21 protein-coding genes and 1 pseudogene are annotated in these 23733 nt (G+C 45.8%); 20 read left to right on the top strand and 2 right to left on the bottom strand.

Going from position 1 to position 23733, the window contains the following annotated elements; all coding sequences use genetic code 11:
• Position 1 precedes the first annotated feature (1 nt).
• From Selli1_RS11755 to Selli1_RS11765, 3 genes are read left to right on the top strand one after another with little or no spacing between them, the layout of a single operon-like run.
• Complete coding sequence (locus tag Selli1_RS11755) at positions 2-1219, top strand: homoserine dehydrogenase (RefSeq protein ID WP_118637723.1); 1218 nt, start codon at positions 2-4, stop codon at positions 1217-1219.
• 39 nt (positions 1220-1258) lie between these two features.
• Positions 1259-2464, top strand: coding sequence for a cofactor-independent phosphoglycerate mutase (locus tag Selli1_RS11760; RefSeq protein WP_281845569.1), 1206 nt, complete (start codon positions 1259-1261; stop codon positions 2462-2464).
• Between the two features lie 9 nt (positions 2465-2473).
• Positions 2474-3682 carry an aspartate kinase gene (locus Selli1_RS11765; protein WP_281873081.1) on the top strand — a complete coding sequence of 403 codons (1209 nt, stop codon included), beginning with the start codon at positions 2474-2476 and terminating at the stop codon, positions 3680-3682.
• Positions 3683-3729: 47 nt separating this feature from the next.
• On the opposite strand, the gene Selli1_RS11770 is transcribed toward Selli1_RS11765, so the two are convergent.
• Positions 3730-4110, bottom strand: a complete 381-nt coding sequence (locus Selli1_RS11770) for a helix-turn-helix domain-containing protein (protein ID WP_087254544.1) — start codon at positions 4108-4110, stop codon at positions 3730-3732.
• A 103-nt stretch (positions 4111-4213) separates the two neighbouring features.
• Positions 4214-4657, bottom strand: coding sequence for a CYTH domain-containing protein (locus Selli1_RS11775; protein ID WP_087254542.1), 444 nt, complete (start codon positions 4655-4657; stop codon positions 4214-4216).
• 139 nt (positions 4658-4796) lie between these two features.
• Here Selli1_RS11775 and Selli1_RS11780 point away from each other — a divergent pair, with 139 nt between their 5' ends.
• From Selli1_RS11780 to Selli1_RS11860, 17 genes and pseudogenes are all read left to right on the top strand, one after another.
• Positions 4797-5471, top strand: a complete 675-nt coding sequence (locus tag Selli1_RS11780; protein ID WP_281845568.1) for an ATP-binding protein — start codon at positions 4797-4799, stop codon at positions 5469-5471.
• Positions 5472-5633: 162 nt separating this feature from the next.
• Positions 5634-6920 (top strand): trigger factor, encoded by a 1287-nt coding sequence (gene tig / locus Selli1_RS11785; RefSeq protein ID WP_087167477.1) that lies wholly within the window; start codon positions 5634-5636, stop codon positions 6918-6920.
• A 29-nt stretch (positions 6921-6949) separates the two neighbouring features.
• Positions 6950-7531 (top strand): ATP-dependent Clp endopeptidase proteolytic subunit ClpP, encoded by a 582-nt coding sequence (gene clpP, locus Selli1_RS11790; protein ID WP_087167476.1) that lies wholly within the window; start codon positions 6950-6952, stop codon positions 7529-7531.
• 91 nt (positions 7532-7622) lie between these two features.
• Positions 7623-8873, top strand: a complete 1251-nt coding sequence (clpX, locus tag Selli1_RS11795) for an ATP-dependent Clp protease ATP-binding subunit ClpX (protein WP_087167475.1) — start codon at positions 7623-7625, stop codon at positions 8871-8873.
• Positions 8874-8936: 63 nt separating this feature from the next.
• Positions 8937-11285, top strand: a complete 2349-nt coding sequence (gene lon / locus Selli1_RS11800) for an endopeptidase La (protein ID WP_191437059.1) — start codon at positions 8937-8939, stop codon at positions 11283-11285.
• Positions 11279-11884 carry a ribosome biogenesis GTP-binding protein YihA/YsxC gene (yihA, locus tag Selli1_RS11805; RefSeq protein ID WP_281845567.1) on the top strand — a complete coding sequence of 202 codons (606 nt, stop codon included), beginning with the start codon at positions 11279-11281 and terminating at the stop codon, positions 11882-11884. The genes lon and yihA overlap by 7 nt, the downstream gene beginning before the upstream one ends.
• Position 11885: 1 nt before the next feature.
• The gene (gene ytvI / locus Selli1_RS11810; RefSeq protein ID WP_242959064.1) at positions 11886-13031 is read left to right on the top strand and encodes a sporulation integral membrane protein YtvI; all 1146 of its coding nucleotides are present in this window, start codon (positions 11886-11888) and stop codon (positions 13029-13031) included.
• A gap of 179 nt (positions 13032-13210) precedes the next feature.
• On the top strand, positions 13211-14818 hold the full coding sequence (locus tag Selli1_RS11815) for a xylulokinase (protein ID WP_281873083.1): 1608 nt from the start codon (positions 13211-13213) through the stop codon (positions 14816-14818).
• 47 nt (positions 14819-14865) lie between these two features.
• Complete coding sequence (locus Selli1_RS11820; protein ID WP_087167471.1) at positions 14866-15369, top strand: NUDIX hydrolase; 504 nt, start codon at positions 14866-14868, stop codon at positions 15367-15369.
• A gap of 167 nt (positions 15370-15536) precedes the next feature.
• The gene (locus Selli1_RS11825) at positions 15537-16613 is read left to right on the top strand and encodes a GntR family transcriptional regulator (RefSeq protein ID WP_087167470.1); all 1077 of its coding nucleotides are present in this window, start codon (positions 15537-15539) and stop codon (positions 16611-16613) included.
• 28 nt (positions 16614-16641) lie between these two features.
• Positions 16642-18141: an L-arabinose isomerase gene (gene araA, locus Selli1_RS11830; RefSeq protein WP_087254532.1), complete on the top strand. Its 1500-nt coding sequence runs from the start codon at positions 16642-16644 to the stop codon at positions 18139-18141.
• Positions 18142-18171: 30 nt separating this feature from the next.
• Positions 18172-18450, top strand: a pseudogene (locus Selli1_RS11835) (ABC transporter permease subunit); the annotation flags it as partial.
• A gap of 134 nt (positions 18451-18584) precedes the next feature.
• Positions 18585-19625, top strand: coding sequence for an aldose epimerase family protein (locus Selli1_RS11840; protein WP_281873085.1), 1041 nt, complete (start codon positions 18585-18587; stop codon positions 19623-19625).
• Between the two features lie 110 nt (positions 19626-19735).
• A complete protein-coding gene (locus Selli1_RS11845; protein ID WP_087167463.1) occupies positions 19736-20179 on the top strand; it encodes a DUF6465 family protein in 444 nt (147 codons plus the stop codon).
• Between the two features lie 435 nt (positions 20180-20614).
• Positions 20615-21334 carry a hypothetical protein gene (locus Selli1_RS11850; RefSeq protein ID WP_191437181.1) on the top strand — a complete coding sequence of 240 codons (720 nt, stop codon included), beginning with the start codon at positions 20615-20617 and terminating at the stop codon, positions 21332-21334.
• Positions 21335-21447: 113 nt separating this feature from the next.
• Entirely contained in the window at positions 21448-22299 is an 852-nt protein-coding gene (locus Selli1_RS11855; RefSeq protein ID WP_087254525.1) for a PHP domain-containing protein, read from the top strand.
• Positions 22300-22315: 16 nt separating this feature from the next.
• On the top strand, positions 22316-23680 hold the full coding sequence (locus tag Selli1_RS11860; protein ID WP_281873086.1) for an aldehyde dehydrogenase: 1365 nt from the start codon (positions 22316-22318) through the stop codon (positions 23678-23680).
• Positions 23681-23733 lie beyond the last annotated feature (53 nt).

Here is a 23733-nt window from a genome sequence, read left to right on the forward strand (position 1 = left end):
AATGATAAGTGTTGCGGTACTGGGCTATGGTACAGTCGGATCCGGAGTAGTGGAAGTGTTCCGGCAAAATCAGGAGAAGATTGACCGGTGCGCAGGAGATCAGGTGCGGATCAAATATGTTCTGGATCTGCGTGATTTCCCGGAGGATCCGGTGCAGGAGCTGATTGTGCATGATTTTGAAAAAATTGTCAGTGATGAAAGTGTGGATATTGTCGTAGAGGTAATGGGCGGTCTGGAACCTGCTTACACCTTTGTGAAGAGAAGTCTGGAAGCCGGGAAAAATGTGGTAACCTCCAATAAGGCGCTTGTGGCTGCGCATGGAGCGGAGCTGTTGAAGACCGCAAAAGAGAACCATGTCAACTACCTCTTTGAGGCGAGTGTGGGAGGCGGTATTCCGATTATCCGTCCGCTTGTCTCTTCGCTTACGGCGGATGAGATTGAAGAGATTACGGGAATCCTGAATGGGACAACGAACTATATGATGACGAAGATGTTCTATGAGGGAGCCGATTACGATGAAGTATTGAAAGAAGCACAGGCAAATGGATTTGCAGAACGGAATCCGGAGGCGGACGTGGAAGGTATGGATGCCTGCAGGAAAATAGCGATTCTGTCTTCCATTGTGTCCGGAAAGCAGGTGGATTTCCGCGATATTTATACAGAAGGCATCACGAAGATTACTGTCCAGGATATGCGCTACGCAAAACAGATGAATGCGGTAATCAAACTGCTTGCTACGATGAAGCGGGACGAAGAGAAGCTTGAGGCGGTTGTAGCCCCGTTCATACTTCCGGCAGAGCATCCGCTTGCAAGTGTGAATGGAGTGTTCAATGCGATTTTCGTGCATGGCAACGCTTTGGGGGATGCAATGTTCTATGGAAGCGGCGCAGGAAAGATGCCGACGGCCAGCGCAGTAGCGGCAGATATCGTGGAAGCTGCGAAATACAGAAACGAGACAATCTGCGAATACTGGTCCGGAGAGCGTCTGGAACTTGAAAGCCGCCTGGATGTAAAAAGAAAGTTTTTTGTCCGGATGTCCGGAAGCAGGGCAGCATATGAAGAACGGATCAGAAATACTTTTGGCAAGGTTGAATTCGTGGAGGCTGATGGCTGCGAAGGAGAATTCGGATTTATTACAGATGTCATGAAAGAAGGGGAATACGAAGACGCGGCTGCAAGGTTTGACAATGTCATTCACATGATCCGCGCAGCATCATAAGATAGATTATAAGACGAAAACAGAAGGGAATGATTGCGGATGAAATATATTATCATTCTTGGGGACGGTATGGCAGGAGAGCCGCTGGAGTGTATTGGGGGAAAGACGACGCTGGAACAGGCTTTGACGCCTGAGATGGATCGCCTTGCAAAGATGAGCGAAATCGGGCTCGTCTCAATGGTGCCGGAGGGGATGGCACCTGGAAGTGATACGGCCAACCTGTCGGTCCTTGGGTATAATCCCGAAGTATATTATACCGGAAGGTCGCCTCTTGAGGCGCTCAGTATCGGAGTAGGGATGGAAGAGGATGATGTATCGTTCCGCTGCAATCTGGTCACGCTGACCGAGGATGCATCACTCCCTTATGAAGATCAGAGAATTGTGGACCACAGCTCGGATGAAATTAATACCAGAGATGCAGGTGTCCTTTTGGAGGTCCTGAAGGAGGAAGTGTTAAAACCGGGATTTGAGCTGTACCGCGGGACATCCTACCGCCATCTTCTGCTTTGGAAGAATGGACACGAAATGGAACTGACGCCGCCCCATGATATTCTGACAAATCAGATCCGGGAATATCTTCCGGGGGATCCGATGCTTTTGGCAATGATGAAAGAAAGCTATCGAGTTTTAAAAGAGCATCCAGTTAATCTAAAGCGGAAAGCCCAGGGGCTTCGGCCGGCCAATTCCGCCTGGTTCTGGGGAGCGGGAAAAAGGCCAAAACTGCCGGATTTTCAGGAAAAGACCGGAAAAAGAGGCGTGATGATTTCGGCGGTGGATCTCCTGAAAGGGATTGCCGCCGGAAGCGGAATGAAAATTGTTCATGTAGAAGGAGCGGACGGCGGCCTTCATACGAATTATGAAGGAAAGGCACAGGCGGCAGTCCGTGCGCTGCTTGATGAAGGCTACGATTTCGCCTATATCCATGTGGAAGCGCCGGATGAAATGGGACATCAGGGCAGCGTGGAAAAGAAGGTCCGGGCAATCGAATTTCTGGATCAGAGGCTGATCCGGATTGTCAGGGAGGCGATGGATGCATCGGGAGAACCGTACAGACTGCTGATTCTGCCGGATCATCCGACACCGATTGCTGCCAGAACACATACCGCGGATCCGGTTCCCTATCTTCTCTACGACAGAAAAAGACCTGAAAACGGGGCAGAGAGCTACTGTGAAAGGACGGCTGTGCAGTCAGGAAGATGGGAAAAAAAAGGATATCATCTGATCGAACACTTATTTGAATACTAGGAGGAAATTATGCTGATAGTAAAGAAATTCGGGGGAAGCTCTGTCGCAAACAGAGAAAGAATCTTCAATGTGGCAAGGCGCTGCATTGAGGATTATAAAAAAGGGAATGATGTAATTGTAGTACTTTCAGCTATGGGAGATACAACAGACGAACTTCTGGAACTGGCGCAGAGCATCAATCCAAACGCGCCGAAAAGGGAGCTGGATATGCTCCTGACTACGGGAGAGCAGGTATCCGTTGCGCTGATGGCGATGGCATTTCACTCATATGATGTCCCGGCAATCTCTCTGAACGCTTTTCAGGTGCGGATGCACTGTACGGCAAGATATGGAAATGCAAGATTCAAACGGATCGATACTGAGCGGATCCAGCACGAACTGGAAGCGAGAAAGATTGTAATTGTGACCGGATTCCAGGGAATTAACAAATACGATGATTACTCTACCCTGGGACGAGGCGGTTCCGATACTACTGCGGTTGCGCTTGCGGCAGCACTTCATGCTGACAAGTGCGAAATCTATACCGATGTGGACGGTGTCTACACGGCAGATCCGAGAATTGTAAAAAATGCAAGAAAAATTGACGAGATTATTTACGATGAAATGCTGGAACTTGCGACTTCAGGAGCAAAGGTGCTTCATAACCGGTCCGTTGAGATGGCCAAGAAGTATGGCGTCGAGCTGGTTGTACGCTCCAGTCTTACATCAGAAGAGGGAACCGTAGTCAAGGAGGTAGTAAAAATGGAAAAAATGTTAATCACCGGTGTGGCGGCTGACAGAAATACAGTAAGAATTTCTGCGATTGGAGTAAAAGATGAGCCGGGAATCGCGTTCAAAATCTTTAATACACTTGCGAAAAACAACATCAATGTGGATATCATCCTGCAGTCTGTAGGAAGAAACGGAACAAAGGATATTTCTTTTACCGTATCCGAGGAAGATCTGAAAGAAGTACTTGCTATTCTTGAAGAGAAAAAAGAAGTTCTTACGATCAAAGAGCTTACATACAGCACCGATGTGGCAAAGGTATCCATTGTAGGAGCCGGTATGCTCAGCAATCCGGGAGTTGCGGCAAAGATGTTTGAATCTCTGTTTAACTCCAACATCAATATCAACATGATTTCCACATCTGAAATCCGTATCACTGTTCTGATCGATGAAAAAGATACAGAAAAAGCAATGATTGCAATCCATGACGGATTTGGACTGAATGATTAAAAAACAGAAAAATAAGAAATCCCCTTTCCGTTAGTACGGTTAGGGGATTATTTGTCTTTCAGAAATCCACGAACAATCTGACGGTCATTTTCAGAGGAGTACCGGTATTTCATAATAAGGTCGATTTCCGGATCCGTTAAGCAGATTGAGTGTTTCTGATCTTCTGTTTCGCAAAGATGATACTGATAGACCGGAAAGGATTCTTGAATCTGATCGGCATCAATGACACCGGCGACCAGTTCATCAAGCGTGATTTTATAAAAATCAGAAAAACGGATCAAAGTAGACAGGTCCGGTTCTCTGAGCGCCTGTTCGTAGTGAGAGTACGCCTGTCTGGTAATGTTCAGGATAGAGCTGAGTTGTTTCTGTGTGTAGTTGTATTTTTTGCGAAGAGTCCTGAGATTCTTTGCAAGCTGTACATTTGCCATGGCATACCTCCATTTTTAGAAACAGTATATCAGTTTCTATATAAAAATTCAGATAATGCCACAAAATGTATCTATGGAAAGAAAAGCAACAAAACGTTGCTATTTATAATTTGCTTAATGTGCTGTTGTGATAAAGAACAGAAAACGTTACATCTTCTGAAAACCAGGAGGGCGGAGTAAAGGAATCGGCCATCTCTACAGAAGGAAATTCTACTTCTGCCAGCATAAGCGGAGCCAGGTCTCCCTTAAAACAGTCGAGTTCGATTGTCAGTCCGCCTTCGAGAGGAATCAGATAACGTCTTTTCTGAATCAGTCTTCCGTCAATTTTGGTAAGAAGATGTTCATAGGCCTCCTTTGTAAGAGGAAGGTTATATTCTTCGCGGACCATCAGGCCTTTGGATTTATAGGTCAATGTATAATCCTCGTCCGACCGGCGGATACGAACAACGGGACTGGTATTCAGATAGCCCTGCTCCATCTCATGATATGGAAAATCTTCCAGAGGCAGAGGGCAGGATTCGATGAGGTATTTACGTTCAATTTCCACAAATGTTTCCTCCTTGTAATAGTATGATCTGTTCTTTCAGTATAAATGTACTGCGGAAGGAAAACAAGGGAAAACGGACTTAGGTTGCTTTTTTTTATAGAGTCTGATAGAATCAAAAACGAACAAGGAGGAGAAAATCATGAGAAAAAAAGCCTGTGCTTTGGCGGCTGCGGTCCTTGCCGGCATGATGGCCTTTGCCGGATGCGGTGGAGACTTTGATGCAGCAGGGTATGTACAAGCCGTACTCGATGAGAGACTCCAGGGGGAATTTACGGAGGCGTCCAGAATCATGGATACATCCGAATATGAACTGAAACAGGATTATGAGGCGGCTGTCGATCAGTTTGTCTATGATTATCTGACATCCGGTTATGATGAGCTCAGTGATTATACATTGTATGAGTACGAAACACTTGTAAAAGAGATTTTCAGTGTGATGAAATATGATGTGCAGAAAGCGGAGAAGACAGATCCAAAAGAGTACGAAGTATCTGTGGAGATTCAGCCGGTAGATCTGTTTGTCAATTACGTACCTGCGCTGCAGGAGGCATCAAAGGAAATTGAACAGTCCGCGCAGAACGGAGGATATGAAGGAACAGAAGAAGAAATTCAGGAGATGATGCAGTATGATTATTTATTCAGAGCATATGATCTTCTGGAAGAAGCGTACCTGAATATGCAGTACTCCGATCCGGAGACCGTGATTGTGAAAGTGGAGGCAGATGACGGAGACACCTATTCGGTCAGTGAGGAAGAATACCAGACACTTCTGGAACAGTTTTTCCGAATGGACGAAGTCGGCAGCACGGACTAAGAGTCAAAATGCGTCTTCCGGCAGAAAACGGCGAAAATATGAGGAAAAGTAAAGGTAAGACTGGAAATTCGAATAAGAATATGGTATACTCATACAATCAGTGTAATGTAGATAAGTCTGCCGACTTTTCGCATATACGATAAGATTTAGGAGGAAATGTAAATGAGTTTACAAGTAGAGAAACTGGAACACAACATGGCGAAACTGACGATCGAAGTTTCTGCCGAAGAACTGGAAAAAGCACTCCAGGGAGCTTACAACAAGCAGAAGAAAAACATCAGCATCCCAGGATTCCGTAAAGGAAAAGTGCCGCGCCAGATGATCGAAAAAATGTACGGACCGGAAGTTTTCTATGATGACGCTGCAAACCAGCTGATTCCGGAAGCATACGGAAAAGTATATGATGAAGAGGATCTTGAGATCGTATCACAGCCGAAGATTGATATCGTACAGATTGAAAAAGGCAAACCATTTATTTTTACAGCTGAGGTGGCTTTAAAGCCGGAAGTTACATTAGGAGAATACAAAGGATTAAAGGTTGAAAAGATTTCCAACCGTGTGACACAGAAAGAGATCGAAGCAAAACTTGTTGAAGAACAGGAAAAGAACGCAAGAACAGTTTCTGTGACAGACCGTCCGGTTCAGGATAAAGACGAAGTTGTACTTGACTTTGAAGGATTTGTAGACGGTGTTGCTTTTGAAGGCGGAAAAGGAGAAAACTACCCGCTGACAATCGGCTCCGGAGCATTCATCCCGGGATTTGAAGAGCAGCTGATCGGCGCAAACCTGGAAGAAGAAAAAGAAGTGAATGTAAAATTCCCGGAAGAGTACCATGCAAAAGACCTGGCAGGAAAAGAAGCAGTCTTCAAATGTACAGTGCATGAGATCAAAGTAAAAGAACTTCCGGAACTGGATGACGAGTTCGCATCCGAAGTTTCCGAGTTTGAAACTCTGGACGCTTACAAAGCAGACATCAAGGCAAAGATCAAAGAGCAGAAGATCGCAGAAGGCAAGAGAAAACAGGAAGACAAAGCAGTAGAAGAAGCTGTTGCAAACGCGCAGATGGATATTCCGGATGCCATGGTTGACACAGAAGTAAGACAGATGGCAAATGATTTTGCTCAGAGATTACAGCAGCAGGGGCTGACTCTTGATCAGTACTTCCAGTTTACAGGAATGACAGCTGAGAAGATGACAGATGAGCTGAAACCGCAGGCATTAAAGAGAATTCAGACAAGACTTGTTCTGGAAGCGATCGTAAAAGCGGAAAACATCGAAATCAGCGATGAGAAAATCGACGAGGAAATCCAGAAGATGGCTGATGCTTACAAGATGGAAGCAGACAAGCTGAAAGAATTCATGGGAGAAAAAGAAAAAGAACAGATGAAACTGGACATGGCTGTTCAGGAAGCTGTTACATTCCTTGTTGATAATGCGGTAGAAGAATAAGAGACATAAATAATAAGGAGGCATATTGCATGAGTTTAGTACCTTATGTCATTGAGCAGACAAGCCGTGGAGAGCGTTCATACGACATCTACTCAAGACTTTTAAAAGACAGAATCATTTTTCTGGACGGTGAGGTAAATGATGCTTCAGCGAGTGTGATTGTTGCACAGCTCCTGTTCCTGGAAGCAGAGGATCCGGGAAAGGATATCAATTTATACATCAACAGTCCGGGCGGTTCTGTGACGGCAGGTCTGGCAATTTATGATACGATGCAGTACATCAAGTGTGATGTGTCTACGATCTGTATTGGAATGGCTGCAAGTATGGGATCTTTCCTTCTCTCCGGAGGGAAAAAAGGGAAGCGTCTTGCGCTTCCGAACGCTGAGATCATGATTCATCAGCCATCAGGTGGTGCACAGGGTCAGGCATCAGAGATACAGATTGCTGCAGAGCATATTCTGAAAACCCGCCGGAAATTGAATGAAATTCTGGCAGCGAATACCGGGCAGACACTGGAAACGATCAGCCGTGATACAGATCGTGACAATTTCATGTCTGCTGAGGAAGCAAAAGAATACGGTTTAATTGATGAGGTCATCACGAGCCGGTAAAGGGGAAACAAGGGGCTGTCCCATGTGCTTGGGGCATCCCCTTTCCGTGTTTCATAATACAATGCGGAAAGTATATAAATGAGGTGTGAGAATGGCTTTAAAAGAAGATGTGGTAAGATGTTCCTTCTGTAATAAGACACAGTCACAGGTGCGCAAGCTGATTGCGGGACCAAACGGTGCTTACATCTGTGATGAATGTATCGAGATCTGTGCCGAAATTATAGAGGAAGAATTCGAATATGAGAACGAAGACAACGGGCTTGGAGAGATTAATCTCTTGAAGCCGGAGGAAATAAAAAGCTTTCTGGATGACTATGTCATTGGTCAGGAGGAAGCAAAAAAGGTTCTTTCCGTTGCTGTTTATAATCATTATAAACGGATTAAGGCGGAAAAAGATCTGGGAGTGGAACTGCAGAAAAGCAATATTCTTATGCTTGGACCGACCGGAAGCGGAAAGACGCTTCTTGCACAGACGCTTGCAAAAGTGCTGAATGTGCCGTTTGCGATTGCGGATGCCACGACGCTGACAGAAGCGGGATATGTCGGAGAAGATGTGGAAAACATTCTTTTGAAGATTATTCAGGCTGCTGACGGTGATATAGAAAGAGCAGAATACGGAATTATTTATATCGATGAGATTGACAAGATTACAAGAAAATCCGAAAATCCATCCATTACAAGAGATGTATCAGGAGAAGGGGTACAGCAGGCGCTTCTGAAAATCATTGAAGGTACGATTGCATCCGTGCCTCCGCAGGGCGGAAGAAAACATCCGCATCAGGAGCTGTATCAGATTGATACGTCCAATATCCTTTTCATTTGCGGCGGAGCGTTTGAGGGGATTGACAAGATCATCGAAAAGAGAATCGACCAGAAATCCATAGGATTTAATGCGGAAATTGCAACCAATCATGAAGACAATCTGGACAGACTGTTAAATCAGGTACTGCCGCAGGATCTTGTTAAATTCGGCCTTATTCCGGAATTCGTCGGACGTGTTCCGGTGATTGTCGCACTGGAATCTCTTGACAGAGAGGCACTGATTCAGATTTTGACAGAGCCAAAGAGCTCGATTGTGAAGCAGTATCAGAAACTGATGGAACTCGACGGAGTCAGCCTGCAGTTTGATAAAGATGCGCTTGAGGCGATTGCGGACCGTTCGATTGCAAGAAATACCGGAGCCAGAGGATTAAGAGCGATAATGGAAAACGTCATGATGGACATCATGTACAGGGCTCCATCGGATGAGACGCTGAAAACATGCATCATTACCAAAGATGCTGTTGAGGGAAAGAGCCTGCCAAAGACCGAGCATGAAGAACGTGAATCTGAAAGTGCATAATAGACAGAATGAGAGAGGTGCAGGTAATTATACCTGCACCTTTTGTAAAATACGGAGGAATTAATGACAGAACAGATCAATCATATACCAATGGTGCCGATCCGGGGCCTGACCGTCTTCCCGGGTATGGCAGTACATTTTGATGTTGTCAGGATCAAATCCATGGAAAGTGTTCAGCAGGCAATGCTTGCAGGACAGAAGGTGTTCCTGATCAGACAGAAAGAAGATAAAACTGAAGAGCCGCAGAAAGAGGAACTATGCCGTACCGGTGTGCTGGCGGAAGTCCGGCAGGTTGTACGGGTGCCTCAAAAGGGTCTCAGAGTGATGGTTTACGGTGAAAAGAGGGCAGTGTTAAGAGAGATGCGTGAGGTGGAAGGATACTGGGAGGCAGATATTTCCATTTGTCAGGAAAAGCGTCCGGACCTTCCGGAAGGGGTATCTCTGGAGGGAATGAAAAAAATTCTGACAGATGCCCTGAAGATTTATGTAAAAAAGACACGGCGTGTTCCGGAAGGAGTGATCCGGGATATCCTGAAGCTTGATGATGTCTATGAAATGGCAGGAGAAGCGGCGGCAGGGATCGGACTGGATTCCGTTGTACTTCAGAAACTGCTGGATGAAGATGATCTTCTGGAACGCTACTATACGCTTGTAGCCAGGATCGAGGAAGATACACGGGCGGCAGATATTACCGCAGAAATTGAAAAGAAAGTCAGAGAGCGGATCGACAAAGGCCAGCGGGAATACATTCTGAGAGAACAGTTAAAATATATCCGTGAAGAGCTGGGAGAGGACGGAACATTGTCCGACGCGGAAGAATTCGAAAAAGCAGAAAAGAAAATGCAGGCTCCGGAGGAAGTACACGAGAAAGTGGCAAAAGAAATACGCCGGTTTAAAAATACAGTAAACAACCCGACCGAGGCAGGAGTCATCCGTACCTATCTTGAGACAATGCTGGAGATGCCCTGGGATAAAAGGGCGGAGGAATATACCGATATGAAACATGCCAAAGAGATTCTTGAGGCAGAGCATTATGGTCTGAAAGAAGTCAAAGAACGGGTGCTTGAATATCTGGCGGTCAGAGAACTGACAAAACGCAGCGGATCTTCTATTTTGTGTCTTGTGGGACCTCCGGGAACTGGAAAAACATCCATTGCGAAATCCCTTGCGGAGTCCATGAAAAAGCCTTATGTAAGAATCTCTCTCGGAGGTGTCAGAGATGAGGCGGAGATCCGGGGACACAGAAAGACCTATGTAGGAGCGATGCCGGGAAGAATCGCGGATGGGCTTCGGAAAGCGGGGGTCAAAAATCCCGTGATGCTTTTGGACGAGATTGACAAGGTGAGCACTGATTATAATAAAGGGGATACCTTTTCCGCGCTTCTGGAGGTTCTGGATTCGGAACAGAATAAAAAATTCCGGGATCATTATCTGGAAGTACCGCTGGATCTCTCGGAAGTTGTCTTTGTGACAACCGCCAACACCCTTCAGACGATTCCAAGACCGCTTCTTGACAGAATGGAAGTGATTTCGGTCTCCAGCTATACGGAAAATGAAAAGATGCACATTGCGAAAGAGCATCTGATGAAGAAACAGCTGGAGCGTCACGGGCTGGAAGGTGGACTTCTCAGTATTTCGGATGGAGCATTGTGGAAAATCATCCGCAATTACACGAAAGAGGCCGGTGTCCGTACCTTGGAGCGAACCATTGGGGAGCTTTGCAGAAAAGCGGCCAAGGAGATTCTGGAGTCGGGAAAAAAGCGGGTACGTATCACGGAACGGAATCTGGGACAGTATCTTGGAAAAGAAAAATACCACTATCATATGGCAAACAGCCAGGATGAAGTGGGAATTGTGACAGGTCTTGCATGGACAAGCGTTGGAGGGGATACACTTCAGATTGAGGTCAATGTTCTTTCCGGAAAGGGAAATCTCCTGCTGACAGGACAGATGGGTGACGTCATGAAAGAGTCTGCGCAGGCCGGAATCAGTTATATCCGTTCCATCAGCGGCCGCTGTGGAATCGAAGAAGACTTTTTTGAAAAGCATGACATTCATGTACATATTCCGGAAGGGGCAGTGCCGAAGGATGGACCATCTGCGGGCATTACGATGGCCACGGCGATCCTTTCCGCGGTGACAGGCAAAAAGGTCCGTGCGGATGTGGCCATGACCGGAGAAATTACGCTTCGCGGAAGGGTGCTTCCGATTGGAGGATTAAAAGAAAAACTGCTGGCAGCGAAAAACGCAGGCGTGCGGTGTGTGCTTGTACCATCTGAAAATCAGGCGGATGTGGAGGAAATCTCCAGGGAAATCACAAAAGGACTGGAGATCCGGTTCGTTTCACGGATGGAAGAAGTACTAAATACGGCACTTGCAGAAAAAATAGAACAGGAGGGAGAACAATGGTAATTAAAGAGGTTGCTCTGGAGACAGTGTGTGGAATTACCAGTAAACTTCCGGTTAATGACAAGCCGGAGATTGCATTTGCAGGCAAATCCAATGTAGGGAAATCCTCCCTGATCAATGCTTTGATGAACCGGAAGTCTCTGGCCCGGATTTCGGCTACGCCCGGAAAAACACAGACGATTAATTTTTATAATATCAATGGGGAAATGTATCTGGTTGACCTTCCGGGATATGGATACGCCAAGGTTTCCGAGAAAGAAAAGGAAGCGTGGGGAAAGATGATTGAGCGCTATCTGCATCAGTCTGCCATGCTTAAGGCGGTGTTCCTTCTGATTGATATCCGGCACGAACCGTCAAAAAATGATAAAATGATGTATGACTGGATTTTACATCAGGGATATGAACCGGTAATTATTGCTACGAAGCTTGATAAAATCAAGAAAAGTCAGCTGTCAAAACAGCTCAAGGTGCTCAGAGAAGGGCTGAATCTGGTAAGCGGCACAAAGGTGATTCCATTTTCCGCAAAAACAAAGCAGGGGAGAGAGGAAATCTGGGAGTTTGCCGAGACCAGAATGTTCGGGGCTGACAGTAAGGAGGAGTAGGATGCAGGAAGACGCAGATGGAATGAAAACAGATAAAAGGCCGTACTGGAAAGTTGCCGCAAGTCTTTTTTTCAGTCTTCTGGGGACGATCTTGTTTATTGTGATCGGTGTACGGGCAATCGGATTTTTCATGCCATTTGTTATCGGGTGGTTTATTGCGTATCTGGCGTATCCGCTTGTGGGGTGGCTGGAGAGCAGAGTGAAGATCAAGAAAAAACTGGGATCTGCCCTGATTATCATTCTGGTGATCGCTATTGTGGCAGGACTCGGATATCTGGGAATCGTAAAGCTGGCCCGGGAAATACAGATGGCGCTTAACAATGCTCCGGATCTTTATCAAGATCTGGAAGCGGGATTTCGGGAGATTGGAGAACGGTTTCAGGGAGTTTACAGGATGCTGCCCGAGAATATTCAAAACGGCTGGAACAGTCTGATTCAGAATATGGATGAAAGAGTAGGCGGTGTGATCGCAGGGATAGGAAACCCGGCGGTGGAAGCGACGGGAAATGTAGTCAAACGGATTCCGGGGATTCTTGTGTCTGTTATTGTAGCACTTGTATCGGCTTACTTTTTTACAGCCCAGAGGGAGGAAATCATACAGTGGAGTAAAAAAGTGGCACCCAAGGCGATTGAAGCAAGAATGTCAATGGTTATGTACAATCTGAAGTATGCGGTCGGAGGTTATTTTAAAGCGCAGTTTAAAATTATGGCGGTTGTAGGACTGATTCTATTGTGCGGCTTTCTGATTCTTGGTGTGGATTATGCTTTCTTACTTGCGATTTTAATCGCCTTTCTGGATTTCCTTCCGTTTTTCGGAACCGGAACCGCGCTGATCCCGTGGGCTGTATATAAGTTTTTTGTAATGGATATTAAAATAGCGATAGCACTTTTGATCATTTATGGAATTACACAGCTGGTGAGACAGATCATACAGCCAAAACTGGTCGGCGACAGCATCGGACTCAGTCCGCTTCTTACGTTGATTCTTTTATATGTCGGATACCGGGTAGGGAGTCTGCTTGGTATGATTCTGGCAGTTCCGATCGGAATGATTATTCTAAATCTGTACAAAGCAGGAGCCTTTGATTATATTCTGGATGATGTCAGAATTCTGATGCGGGGAATTGCATCACTGAAAGAACCTTAGTCCGGCAGAAATAGACGAAAGAGTAAGACAGGAGTTTTTCAGTACAACTTGAAAACCTCCTGTCTCTTTTTTCGGCATTTATCCGAATTTGGGCAGGATGCACAAGTTTCATTGCTGGGGAGAATTCGGAATGATATAATAGTACAAAATGGAAGTGATTCTTGAAGGAGGAAAGGCATATGGCATTCGATGCTCAAAATACAAAACAGATGATTGAAGACGGAAAGGCGGTGCTTGGAATCGAATTTGGATCGACACGGATCAAGGCGATTCTGATTAATGAAAAAAATGAACCGGTGGCATCCGGGAGCCACGACTGGGAAAACCGTTATGATCATGGGATCTGGACCTATACGCTGGAGGATATCTGGACAGGACTGCAGGACAGTTACCGGAGCATGACGCAGGACGTATCAGAAAAATACGGAACAAAGATCACAAATCTTGCTGCAATCGGATTCAGCGGTATGATGCATGGATATATGGCATTTGATAAAGAAGGGGAACTTCTCGTGCCGTTCCGCACCTGGAGAAACACAATCACAGCGGATGCATCGGAAAAGCTGACGGAGCTGTTCCGGTACCACATTCCTCAAAGATGGAGCATCGCCCACCTTTACCAGGCTGTTTTAAACGGGGAAGAACATGTAAAAGACGTAGCGTTTTTTACAACGCTTGCAGGATATGTTCACTGGAAACTGACCGGTAAAAAAGTACTTGGAGTCGGGGAAGCGTCTGGCATGTTCCCGATTGATGTCAAAGAAAAGCAGTTTCATAAAGGAATGATCGACACATTTGATGCCCTTGTTGCGGAGAAAGGATATCCGTGGAAATTAAGCGGAATTCTTCCGGATGTACTGCTGGCAGGCGAGGATGCAGGCGCTCTGACAGAAGAGGGGGCAAAGCTGCTGGATCCGTCGGGGAACCTGAAGGCAGGAGTACCGCTCTGCCCGCCGGAAGGAGATGCCGGCACGGGAATGGTGGCAACAAACAGTGTAGCGCCAAGGACAGGAAATGTATCGGCAGGAACCTCCGTTTTTGCCATGGTAGTACTGGAAAAAGAACTTTCCAAAGTATATCCGGAGATTGATCTTGTGACCACCCCGTCCGGAGATCCGGTGGGAATGGTACACTGCAACAACTGTACTTCCGACCTGAATGCATGGGTATCTGTATTTAAAGAGTTCGCAGAGACTTTTGGAATGGAAATTGGTATGGATGATCTCTATGGAACCCTGTACCGCAAAGCACTGGAAGGGAACAAAGACTGCGGAGGACTTCTCGCATACAATTATTTCTCAGGAGAACATATTACAAACTTTGAAGAAGGGCGCCCGCTATTTGTCCGGACACCTCAGAGCAGCTTTAATCTCGCAAACTTCATGAGAGTACATCTTTACACCTCTCTTGGAGCATTGAAAGTCGGAATGGACATCATGCTTAAAGAAGAACATGTAGAACTTGACCGGATTCTGGGACATGGCGGACTTTTCAAGACAAAAGGAGTCGGTCAGAGTATTCTGGCCGGAGCAATTGACACACCGGTTTCCGTTATGGAAACCGCGGGAGAAGGCGGAGCCTGGGGAATTGCCCTGCTCGCATCCTATATGGTGCATCGTGAGGAAGATGAAAATCTGGCAGATTTCCTGGCAGAAAAAGTATTTGCAGGAGAAACAGGAATTGAGATGCAGGCGGATCCGGAAGATGTGGCAGGTTTTAATACCTTTATTGAGCGGTACAAAGAAGGGTTCCCGATTGAACGAGCGGCAGTAGACCATCTGAAATAGACGTGCTATACTATCGGTAAAAAAGAAAGAAGGACAAAAAGAACGACATGCCGAAAGTACAGATGACAACACTGGGATATATCGAAAAAGAGGATGCCTATCTCATGCTTCACCGCGTAAAAAAGGAGCAGGACGTAAATGAAGGCAAATGGATCGGGATAGGAGGAAAATTTGAATACGGAGAAAGCCCGGAAGACTGTATGAAGAGGGAGACAGAAGAAGAGACCGGCCTGACCGTGACATCCATGAAATTCCGGGGAATTTTAACCTTTATCTGTGATAAACAGGATCCGGAATACATCTGTCTTTACACGATAGACGGATTTAGAGGGCAGATCCGGGATTGTGACGAAGGCGTACTGAAGTGGGTTCCAAAAGACGAGATTTCCCGCCTGAATCTCTGGGAAGGAGATAGGATTTTCTTTGACCTGATTCAAAAAGATGCACCGTTTTTCTCTCTGAAACTTCGTTATGAAGGGGATCAGCTCATGGAAGCAGTCCTGAATGGCGAAAAAGATCTTGTACATATTTTTGGGGACGTGTTCCGATGATCCGGAACACGTCCCCTTTGACAAATTTGTACTGAAAACAGGAGATTTCGATAGTACAAATCTTGGATTTTGTATAAATTGTGCGTGACATGTTTGGATAATACTCCAACTTGTATTGTACAGGTGAATGGGTTATAGTGGTAGTATAATGAAAGAGAGGCTTTGGAATGCAGAAGAAGTACGAAGAAGTGGTTGCGTGGATCAGAGGAGAGCTGCGTGAGGGCAGGCTGAAGCAGGGGGATAAGCTTCCGTCCGAGAATACGCTGCAGGTGAGGTTTGGTGTGAGTCGTCAGACGATCAGGAAGGCGCTTTCAGTGCTGGAGGAGGAACAGATTGTGCGGAGTGTCCGAGGAAGCGGGACATATATTGAGATTGGAAAGCAGAAAAGACAGCGTTCCATGAGGATTGCGGTGATGACGACCTATGTGGATGTCTATATTTTTCCGTTGATTGTAAAGGAGATTGAACGGGTATTGTCGGATGAGGGATATTTTCTTCAGCTTGCCGTGTCTAATAATGCGATTGAGAAGGAGCGGATGATTCTGAAGGATTTTATTCGGGAGAGATCAATCGACGGGCTGATTGCGGAGACAACAAAGAGCGGGATTCCGAATCCGAATCTGAAGCTATACAAGGAGCTGGAGCGGATGGGTGTTCCGATTCTGTTTATTAACAGTTTTTATCCGGAGCTTGATATTGCGCATGTGAGCCTGAATGACAGAGCGGCCGGGCGGATGGTGACGCAGCATCTTCTTGACTGCGGGCATATCAATATAGCGGGGATTTTCAAGGCGGACGATGGTCAGGGGCACCAGAGGTATGCGGGATATGTGGATGCGCTGATGGATGCGGATATCAAGGTCAAAGGAAAGCAGGTTGTATGGATCGACTCGGATGAGATCGCGGAGATGCGGGACGACTGCAGTAGAATTCTGAAGCGGATCAAGGGCTGCACGGCCTGTGTCTGCTATAACGATGAGGTCGCAAACAAGCTGGTTGGTATCTGTATGGATCAGGGAATCCGGATACCGGATGATCTTTCCATTGTGGGAATTGACAATTCCGATCTTTCGAGATTCTGTGAGATCCCGTTTACGTCGGCCGATAATCCGGTGCAGGAGCTTGGAAAGATTGCGGCTGAGATGATGATTGATAAGATACAGGGAATCGGAGACATTGAGACGGTGGAGCTTATGCCGGATCTGGTTATGCGAAATTCCGTGAAAGTGATTACACATATATAATAAATCAATATAACAGGAGGAGAAAACAATGTTAAAGCAGAAAAACTACAAGTTCTGGTTCTGTACAGGATCGCAGGATCTTTACGGAGACGAGTGTCTGGCTCATGTGGCAGAGCATGCGCAGAAGATCGTGGAGGCGCTGAATGCATCCGGAGTTCTTCCGTATGAGATTGTCTGGAAACCGACGCTGATCACAAACGAGCTGATCAGAAAGACCTTTAATGAGGCAAACACAGATGAGGAATGTGCAGGTGTCATCACGTGGATGCATACGTTCTCACCGGCAAAATCCTGGATTCTCGGACTTCAGGAATACAGGAAGCCGCTTCTTCACCTGCACACTCAGTTCAATCAGGAAATTCCATATGATACCATTGATATGGATTTCATGAACGAAAACCAGTCTGCACATGGAGGCCGTGAGTTCGGCCATATCTTTACCAGGATGGGAATCGAGAGAAAAATTGTTGTGGGACACTGGTCTGACAGACAGGTACAGGAAAAAATTGCATCCTGGATGCGTACAGCTGTGGGTGTGATCGAAAGCAGCCATGTACGTGTCATGAGGGTGGCCGATAATATGAGAAATGTAGCCGTAACGGATGGAGACAAGGTAGAGGCACAGATTAAATTTGGATGGGAAGTAGATGCTTATCCGGTTAACGAAATCGCGGAAGCGGTCGAAGATGTAAAAGAAGGAGAAGTAAGTTCTCTGGTAGAGGAATATTATGATAAATATGATATTCTTCTGGAAGGAAGAGATCCGGAAGAATTCCGGAAACATGTTGCCGTACAGGCACAGATCGAAATTGGATTTGAACGGTTCCTGGAAGAGAAGAACTATCAGGCAATTGTGACTCATTTTGGTGATCTTGGAAGTTTAAAGCAGCTTCCGGGGCTTGCAATCCAGAGACTGATGGAAAAAGGTTACGGATTTGGCGCAGAAGGAGACTGGAAGACTGCAGCCATGCTTCGGATTATGAAAATCATGACGGAAGGAATGAAAGACGCAAAGGGAACTTCCTTTATGGAAGATTATACCTACAATCTGGTTCCTGGAAAAGAAGGCATTCTTCAGGCTCATATGCTGGAGGTCTGCCCGACTATTGCGGACGGTCCGATCAGTATCAAAGTGCAGCCGCTCAGCATGGGTGACAGAGAAGATCCGGCACGTCTTGTATTCACGGCAAAGGAAGGTCCGGCGATTGCAACTTCTCTCATTGATCTTGGAGACAGGTTCCGCCTGATTATCAACAATGTCAATTGTAAAAAAACGGAAAAACCGATGCCGAAACTTCCGGTTGCAACCGCTTTCTGGACACCGGAACCAAATCTTCAGACCGGCGCAGAGGCATGGATCCTCTGTGGAGGAGCGCACCACACGGCATTCTCCTATGACATTACCGCGGAACAGATGGGAGACTGGGCGGATGCAATGGGTATTGAGGCGGTTTATATCGATAAAGACACCAATATCCGGAATCTGAAAAATGAACTCAGATGGAATGCAGCAGCATATCGTAAATAAGGAAGAATAGAAAATACAGGCCGTATCTTTGTATTCTGCCTCAACAGCTGTGCCGGGTTCGTGGAACAGGCAAAAGGACTGGAAATGGATGCGATCTCGGCGGCGGTTATCGGAGGTACGCTTCTGAGCGGAGGTGTCGGAACACCGATCGGTACGCTGTTCGGAGTCCTGATTAAAGGTACGATTACAAGTCTGATTACTACTCAGGGGACCTTGTCGAGCTGGTGGGTAAGAATTGTTCTTTCCGCATTGTTATGCTTCTTTATTGTCCTCCAGTCCATACTTGGAAAAGTCAAAGAGAAGAAATAGCGGATCAGTCAGGAAGCATTACAAAGAAAATGAAACAGTCTTTGTAATGCTTCTTTTCATGCAGAGAAATTAGGTGTAAAATAAAAGGCAGAAATGTTTGAAAGAAAGGAAGCCGAAAGGCGTATGGTAGATGAATGAAAAAGGAAAATTTTGGACAGACAAGGGCAGGTGTGCAGGCATCGCTTTACACAATGGAAAATGAAAATGGAATGGAGCTGAAAGTAACCGACTATGGTGCAACCCTTGTAAACATTATGGTAGTGGACAAAAACAGTCGGAAAAGGGATGTAGTACTCGGATACGACGATGTGTCCGGATATGAGACAGGAGCAAGTTTCTTTGGCGCAACTGTCGGCAGAAACGCAAACAGAATTGCGGGGGCTTCTTTTGAACTTGGTGGAAAGACATTCCGCCTGGACGCAAATGAAAATGGAAACAACCTGCACAGCGGACTGAACTTTTATAACAAGAGACTGTGGGAAGTAAAGCAGTCGGATGCGCAGAGTATTACTTTTGCCCTGTTCAGTCCGGACGGGGATCAGGGCTATCCGGGAGATGTCAGAATTGAAGTTACTTATACTTTGACAGAGAACAATGAAGTGAAAATTTCCTACAGGGCAATTCCGGGTGAAGACACAATTCTGAACCTGACCAACCACAGTTATTTTAATTTAAACGGAGAAGGGGAAAATACGATTCTGAACCATGTCGTACGTCTTGACGCAGATGCGTTTACAGAGACAGACGATAAACTGATTCCGACCGGAAAGCTGATCGATGTGACAGGAACACCGATGGATTTCCGTCAGGCAAAAGCGATCGGGCAGGATATCGGGGCAGACTATGAGCCGTTGAAGCTTGCAGGCGGATATGATCATAATTGGGCTCTTGGCAATCAGGGAAATTGTGAGAAAGCAGCAGAGGTGTATTCACCGGAAACCGGTATTTCGATGGAAGTCCTGACGGACCTTCCGGGAGTCCAGATGTATACGGGAAACGGTATTGAAAATGAAACAGGAAAAGGCGGAAAGCATTACGGAAAACATGCGGCAGTCTGCTTTGAGACGCAGTACTTCCCGGATGCGGTACATCACGAAAACTTTGAGGCACCAGTGTGCAAGGCAGGGGAGACTTATCAGACAACAACAGTATATAAATTCAGGATTCATGAATAAAATGCTCTTTTCTTGCATTTTGAAAAATTTGTGCTATAATAATGGACAGCTGGCGTAGTAAGGCAGAAAAGAATGACAACAGGTGACAGTTTTCATTAGGAGGATTTATTATGGCAAGAAAACGCACATTGGCAAAGGTAACTGCAAAGACAGAAGCTGCAGCGGCGGAAACTGCAAAAGCGGCAGCAGAGAAAACAGAGGCTGTGAAAGAAGCAGCTGTGGAAAAGACAGAAGCTGTAAAAGAAGCAGTAGCTGAAAAAACAGAAGAAGTAAAAGAGGCTGTGAAAGAAGCAGCAGAAAAGACAGTAAAGACTGCAAAGAAGACAGCTGCAAAAAAAACTGCAAAGAAAGAAATCAAAGTAAGGACATTTGTTCAGTACTTCGGAAAAGAAGTAGAGGAAAAAGATATGATCGCTGCAGTCAAAAAAGACTGGACAAAGGCAAATGGAAAAAAAGTGGGCGATATCAAAGATATCACACTTTATGTAAAGCCGGAGGAAGCTGCAGTTTACTATGTGGTAAACGGGACAGATTCCGGAAAAGTTGCATACTAATGTACGGAAAAAGGCAGAGAAGATACCATATGGTCAGAGGACGGTATGGTATCTTTTTTTGTGTGCCGGAGTGCCTGAATCAACAGATAATTTAAAAAGAAATAATGTAAAGAAAGAAAAAATAGATAGAAACAGAAAAATATATTGACAAAAATAAGAAGGGATGGTAATATTAGGACAAGAAAAAGAAATAGAAATCAGAAAGGATTTCAGAAAGGAAGGTACGGACCACCGAAAACACATTTATAACTCATATAATCTGAGAAAGGGAAGGTTAACGAATGACTGAAGAACCAACAAAGTGAGGATGGGCGTTGATGATCAGATAAGCATCGGCGTCCATCTTTCGTGTTGCGGGAATATCAGTTTTGTATTAAAATACAAGTAGGAGGGAAACGAAAAGAGTATCAAATAATATACAAAGGAGAGACAAAGATGGAAAGAGTATTTGAAGCAGCAGATCAGATAAGCCGGCTGCTCTTTGAAGATGGATTGAAGAACATGGATTTCTCGTGGATCTTTTCGGAAGGAGGAACAGTGGCAGCTGTTGTGGCTGGTGTGATCGCGCTGCTGATGGTTTTCTTTGGAGCGAAGTGTAAATATGTTCTGTTTGCTCTGCAGGGGCTTCTGCTTGGTGTGACTGCTGGACTGGCGGCGTCCTGGTATTTGAATCTGGACGGTTGGATCATGATCGGCGTATGCGTAGCAGCGGGAGTGCTTCTTGCAGCATTCGAGGCGGTATTCCGCAAATTCGGGGCATTCGTATTTTCGTTTGTGGCCATTTTTGTAAGTGCCCTGGCACTTGCGGGCGGCAGAGGCTACATTGCACTTGGCATCGCGGCAGCGGCAGCACTGTTATTTGCGATTCTGGCAGCCGTTTTCGGTGATCCGATGATTATACCGGTCATGGGAATCGGCGGAGGTGTTCTCGGCGGTATTGTAGCATGCCGCTACCTGCCGTTTGACAGTACAATTGCATTCTACGGAGTGAGCATTGCTCTGGCAGTTCTTGGAATCTGCATCCAGTATGCTCTGAAGTCAAGTAAGATTGCAAAGATCGAGCGCAGTAAAGCAAAAGAAATTCGGGAAAAGAAATCGGTAGAATCCGAAATTGAAATGGCGAGAAACATTCTGGATTCTGATGAGAACGAATAAACGAAAATGAATAAGGGAGAAAATCTGACTTTGGGAATCAGAAAATGCGGACAGTATTACTGCCTTTCTGAAAAAAGGGTATAATAAGCCTGTAAGCAAAAGGGGGCTTGTGTATGAAGCTGGATATGCATTGTCATGTAAAAGAAGGATCGATTGACAGCAAAGTAGGCATTGAAGAATATATCGAAAAGCTGATCGATAATGGATATGATGGAATGGTTGTTACCGACCACGATACTTATAATGGATACCGATACTGGAAAAATGAGTTGAAAGGGAAAAAGTACCAGGATTTTATGGTATTTAAGGGGATTGAATACGACACGAGAGATGCGGGGCATTTTCTTGTCATTATGCCGGAGGGGCGGAAAATGCGTCTTCTGGAGATGCGCGGGCTGCCGCTTACCATGTTGATTGATCTGGTACACAAAAATGGAGGTGTGCTTGGACCGGCCCATCCGTGTGGTGAAAAATATCTGAGTTTTACAAATACAAAGCGGTTTTATAAATCCCCGGAGCTGATTAAGCGGTTTGATTTTATTGAGGTATTTAATGCGTGCGAGTCTGAGGAGTCAAATGAAGGCGCGGCCAGACTCGCAAAGAAATATAATAAACCGGGAACCGGAGGCAGCGATGCCCATAAGATCGAATGTGTAAGTACCGCGTATACAGAATTTGCGGGAACAGCCACATGTGAAACCGAACTGATCAATTTGATCCGTCAGAATCAGATTGTAAAAGCCGGCGGAAGATTTTATAACAAAACGGTGAAAGATAAGATGGGGAAGGCAAATAAGCTTCTCGCATACAGTTTCTGGTTCTACAACAAAGGTGGAGAGCTTTTGAAACGCAGGAGCAGACAGAAAAAGATGAAGGTAGAAAGTCCGGTAGATCCGATTGATCCGATCGAGATTCCTTACCTGCGGGAGGCAAAAAAAGAAAAAATGCAGAAATTAAGAGACTAGCTGGAAAGGAGAAGGAATGGAGTACAAAGGATTGGTAAGACGGCAGAAAGAGTTTTTTAAGACAGGGAAAACGAAGAAAACGGGATTCAGGGTATTTTATCTTGGCAGACTTCTGAAATGGATGGATGAGAATGAGTCACGGATTCTGGATGCCCTCAATAAGGATCTCGGAAAATCCGGCACGGAAGGATATATGACTGAGATCGGAATGGTAAAAGAGGAAATCAGGTTTGCCATGAAACATCTGACACTTTGGGCGAAGCCAAGAAGAGTCAGGACGCCGGTATCTCAGTTCCCGTCTGCCTCTTTTATTTACAGAGAGCCTTATGGTGTCGTACTTATTATGGCTCCGTGGAATTATCCTTTTCAGCTTACGGTGGCACCTCTGATTGGCGCGGTCAGTGCAGGAAACTGTGCAGTCCTTAAGCCGTCTTCCTACTCGGTGCATACATCTGCGATGATTCAGGAGATGATTCGGGAAGTGTTTCCATCCTGCTATGTCACAGTTGTGACAGGCGGCCGGGAGGAGAACGAGGCGCTCCTCAATGAAAAGTTTGACTATATTTTCTTTACGGGAAGTCCGAAAGTAGGAAAATCCGTGATGGAGAAGGCAGCCAGACATCTGACTCCTGTCAGCCTGGAGCTTGGGGGAAAGAGCCCTTGCATTGTTGATGAGACAGCGGATTTAAGAACCGCGGCAAAACGGATTGTCTGGGGGAAGTTTTTGAATGCCGGACAGACCTGTGTGGCACCGGATTATGTACTGGTGCAGCACAGTGTAAAGAAAAGGCTGATTCATTATATTATCAGACAGATTCAGAAGATGTACGGCCAGAAACCGCTGGAAAATGAGGAGTATCCGGCGATTATCAACCAGAGGCACTTCAAACGTATCAGTGGACTGATCAATGAAAATAAAGTCATTTACGGCGGCAAGACCGACAGTACCACGCTTCGGATTGAGCCGACAGTGATGGATGGCATCACCTGGGATGACGCTGTGATGAAAGAAGAGATATTCGGGCCGGTTCTGCCGATCATGTCCTACTATGATCTGCGGGAAGCGGCAGCTGCCATTGAAGCGCAGTCAAGCCCGCTGGCGCTGTATCTGTTTACGAGGGACAAAAAAAGGGAGTCCTACATTCTTGAAAAGCTATCCTACGGAGGAGGTTGTATCAATGATACGGTAGTCCATCTGGCAACACCATATCTGCCGTTTGGAGGAGTAGGGCAGTCCGGAATGGGGAAATATCATGGGAAGGCAAGTTTTGATACCTTTACGCATGAGAAAAGTATCCTCAAAAAATCGGTTCTTGTAGACATTCCTTTCCGGTACCCGCCGTTTCGGGATCATCTTAATTTGATAAAAAAGTTTATGTAAAAAGACCCTTTCCGGGCGGCCTGTAATCAGCCGAAGACCGGAAAGGGTCTTTG

The sequence above is a fragment of the Sellimonas catena genome, assembly GCF_027924685.1.
Lineage (GTDB): Bacteria > Bacillota > Clostridia > Lachnospirales > Lachnospiraceae > Sellimonas > Sellimonas catena.